Here is a 3,547-nt window from a genome sequence, read left to right as displayed (position 1 = left end):
TTACTTGAATGGCTTAATTGGAAATCAGAGACAAGCTGCATGAGTATAATTACTCACTACAAAAGTGACATACTCCCCACCTTAAGCGAATATATGCCTGGTTGAGAGGATTTGTGGTGCAAGTTTTAAGGGAAGGAATTTAGTTCGAGTAGGTTGTTTCCCCCTGAACCCTTGAGCCATCACTGGCTGAGTCAGGACTTACGAAAAAAACCCGGTTCCTACGAGAATATTGCCTATAGCAACGAGGCATCTAGTAAGAAACCGGGTTTTTAGCCGTTTGGTGCATCCAGAAAGGTTAGTGCGATCGACTAAACTTCGACTAAACTATGGTGACGAGAATATCTTGAGCGTGAGTGTCAACTTTCATGGTTTCCCCCTCATAAACTTGAATGATTTTGCCGGTGCCGTCGATGACGAAAGTAACGCGCTTGGCATAATCGCCTTTCTCGACATCGTAAGCTTTGGTAATCGTGCCATCAACATCTGCTAATAACTGGAAAGGCAAACCGTATTTCTCTGTGAACTTTTGGTGCGATTCCTCGTTGTCGCGGCTGACACCGAGAACTACTATATCTTTGCCTTTGTATTCTTCATGGGCTGCTTTGAAGCTTTGGGCTTGTCTGGTGCAACCGGGGGTGTCATCTTTAGGGTAGAAATACAGGATTACGGTTTTACCGGCGAATTGGGACAGGGAGACGGTGTTGCCGTTGGTGTCTTTGGCGGTAAACTGAGGGGCAGCGCACCCAACTGGTAATGTCATAGTTTTGTTTCCCTTGCGATTTACCAAGCTATTTTAGTTGATTTTGGGCTGCTACCGTCAATCTTGTGAATGCGAGGTTCGGGATTGAGTTCGTCCCAGGGTAAATTTGCGCTTGGAAATAGTTCTATTGGGTGATTTTCTGCGTTGACTTGCGGGCGATCGCGTGTTAGATTATAACTGTTTCATCTTATTATAAAATTTTTGTAATAAAGGTAACAAATTTATGAAGCTAGATATTTTTGACTATGTGTACAATAAAGGTCTGCCTGGTGAATGGCGAGTCGAAGAATGTCGATTAAGCCAAACAAATTTAATTGTGGGTAAAAATGCTAGTGGCAAATCAAGAATTTTGAGGGCAATACATACTCTATCAGAGTTACTATCCGAAAGTGGAGCTCTTGCTCCCCGACCCAAAAGCTATGAATGGCATTTGCAGTTTGATACTGATCTGCCTGAACAAAAAACAGAATATATATTGAAAATAGAGAAAGGTCTTGTAATTAAAGAAAAATTAATTATAGGCAGTAAAAGCAATGAGCCACTTTTAGATAGGGATGAATCGGGCAAAGGTACTATCTTTGCTAAAGAACTTGACCAAGATATTCGGTTTCAAACTGACCCAAAAGAGCTCGCAGTTGTTAAGCGTAGAGATTCTATTCAGCATCCATTTTTAGAGGATTTATATCAATGGTCTAGTTCCCTAAGATTTTATGAGTTTGGAGCACAGCTAGGTAAAAATACCATGGCTCGTATTCCTTCCACAATGGAATTACTGAAAAATAAAACCGATTTCAAAGATTCTGATTTTGTGGTCGGTATATTTGTGATTGGAAAACAGGAAAGAGGCGATGAGTTTATAAAAGCAATTCTCTCGGACATGAGACAAATTGGTTATAAATTATCAGGGATTGGCACAAAAGTGCCATCTTTAATTAATCCCGATATTTCTGCTGTTGACAGCCCCGATAACTTACCACAATTTTTATATATTCAGGAAGAAGATTTAACGTCGGTTACAGAACAATCAGAAATGTCACAAGGAATGTTTCGAGCTTTATCATTGTTTATTCAAATCAACTACTCTTTACTAGCGAGTAAACCTAGTTGTATTGTGATTGATGATATTGGAGAAGGATTAGATTATCAACGCTCTTCCTCTATAATTAAAATTCTAATAGACAAAGCTCAAACAGGATTAATTCAACTTATTATGACTACCAATGATGAGTTCATTATGAATGGTGTTCCGATAGAATATTGGTCATTGATTGAACGAACTCGTGGGAGTGCAAAATTACATAATATTTATAATTCACGCGAGAAGATTGAGGAGTTTAAGTTTATTGGACTTAATAACTTTGATTTGTTCACCAGTGAGTTTCTGTTACAAAAAGAAGGTGATGAAGAAGCAGCATAAATTATGACACAAAAGAAAATTGCTTGTTTTGTGGAAGGACAAACAGAACAGATATTTGTTGAAAGGTTATTTCAGGAAATTGCGGGCTACAAAGAAATAGATATTGAAACTTATAAATTTCAAGGTGGCAAAGCTAGTCGTATAATTCAACCACTTAAATTAAGTACCATAAAAAATGCTCCTTTTTTTGTTCTTTTATATGATTGCGGTTGTGATGCTAATGTAGTTTCTGATATCGGAAAACAGCATGAAAGTCTAACGAATAGTGGCTATGAAAAAATTTTAGGCTTGAGAGATTTATACCCAAAATCTTTAAGTGAAAAGGGACAAGTAGAAGGAGGAATTAAAGGATGGTTGAAGCGGGTGCAGCCAATGGGAATTCCAATTTATATAACTTTAGCTGTTATGGAAATAGAAGCATGGTTTTTAGCAGAATGGCATTATTTTTATAAATTAGATAGCCGTTTAATCCCAGATTTTATTTTGCAACAATTAGGTTTAGATTTAATAAATATTGATATTGAACAAAGACCACATCCCAGTCAAGATTTAAAGGATATTTATCGATTAGTAAGTAGAAATTATGATAAAAGTGAAATAACTTCGCAAGAGATTATAAATAATCTTGATTATGAATTTTTGTATTTGGACTTGGTTAAGAGAGTTAACCAACTCAAAAGGTTTATTGATGAGATAGATAGTTTCTTGGTTTAGTAAATCAACCGCCAAACTTACCATATAATCGGTAACAATAAAAAACATAATACCTATTCAGAGGTTCTCTCAATGACTTTTATCCCATCCGAAGCGTTTAAATCTATTAGTTATCCCGATCGCACCGTCAAAAGAGCCGATCGCGCCGTCCGCTGTTCCCCTTTTCAATTACACTTCTTCCAGACCATCCGCGATAACAGTGTTTTCCTAACCGCGATCGCCTCAAATTCCGGTGTTGAAAGTGGCTACACCCGATCGCCCGTATCCGAACTCGTAGCCGAAAACTCCCTGCTGTGGCTGATCCAAGTCGGCGTGTTGCGGCGGGAAGTAGACGGACAAGGCATTACCGACAGTTTTCGCCTCACGCCCCTGGGCCGCCAACTCGTGGAAAAATGGGAACAGGAAGGACAGGGAGTGCCGGATGCTTCATTGTGCGATCGTATGGGAAATGCCGTTAGTCGCGGGTTGGGAGTATTTCTATGAGGGGTTTTCACTTGCCCTAGTCCGACATTCCGACATTCCGACATTCCGACATTCCGACAGGGAATGAATTCCCTGTCTCATAGCGAAAGTCGGTTAAAACTGAGATCTTGCACCATTCTCAATAAGCCCTTGCATTCTGTACCAAAATGTGAAATAAAGGGCGTATAAACAAT

The 3,547-nt window shown here is 39.1% G+C and carries 4 protein-coding genes; 3 read left to right on the top strand and 1 reads right to left on the bottom strand.

Annotated elements, in window-relative coordinates; all coding sequences use genetic code 11:
• Positions 1-319: 319 nt before the first annotated feature.
• Positions 320-760, bottom strand: a complete 441-nt coding sequence (locus QUB37_RS29305) for a peroxiredoxin (protein WP_172192900.1) — start codon at positions 758-760, stop codon at positions 320-322.
• A 223-nt stretch (positions 761-983) separates the two neighbouring features.
• Between QUB37_RS29305 and QUB37_RS29300 the strand changes: the two genes are divergently transcribed.
• The 3 genes from QUB37_RS29300 (at position 984) to QUB37_RS29290 (ending at position 3,374) form a co-directional block, all read left to right on the top strand.
• The gene (locus tag QUB37_RS29300) at positions 984-2,177 is read left to right on the top strand and encodes an AAA family ATPase (protein WP_333168714.1); all 1,194 of its coding nucleotides are present in this window, start codon (positions 984-986) and stop codon (positions 2,175-2,177) included.
• Between the two features lie 3 nt (positions 2,178-2,180).
• Positions 2,181-2,891: a hypothetical protein gene (locus QUB37_RS29295; RefSeq protein WP_333168712.1), complete on the top strand. Its 711-nt coding sequence runs from the start codon at positions 2,181-2,183 to the stop codon at positions 2,889-2,891.
• A gap of 72 nt (positions 2,892-2,963) precedes the next feature.
• The gene (locus tag QUB37_RS29290) at positions 2,964-3,374 is read left to right on the top strand and encodes an Npun_F0494 family protein (protein WP_333168711.1); all 411 of its coding nucleotides are present in this window, start codon (positions 2,964-2,966) and stop codon (positions 3,372-3,374) included.
• Positions 3,375-3,547: the final 173 nt, after the last annotated feature.

The sequence above is a fragment of the Microcoleus sp. AT3-A2 genome (assembly GCF_036705685.1).
In the GTDB taxonomy this organism is placed as follows: domain Bacteria; phylum Cyanobacteriota; class Cyanobacteriia; order Cyanobacteriales; family Microcoleaceae; genus Microcoleus.
Note: the sequence above shows the minus strand (reverse complement) of the source record. Positions and strands in the feature narration are given on the sequence as shown.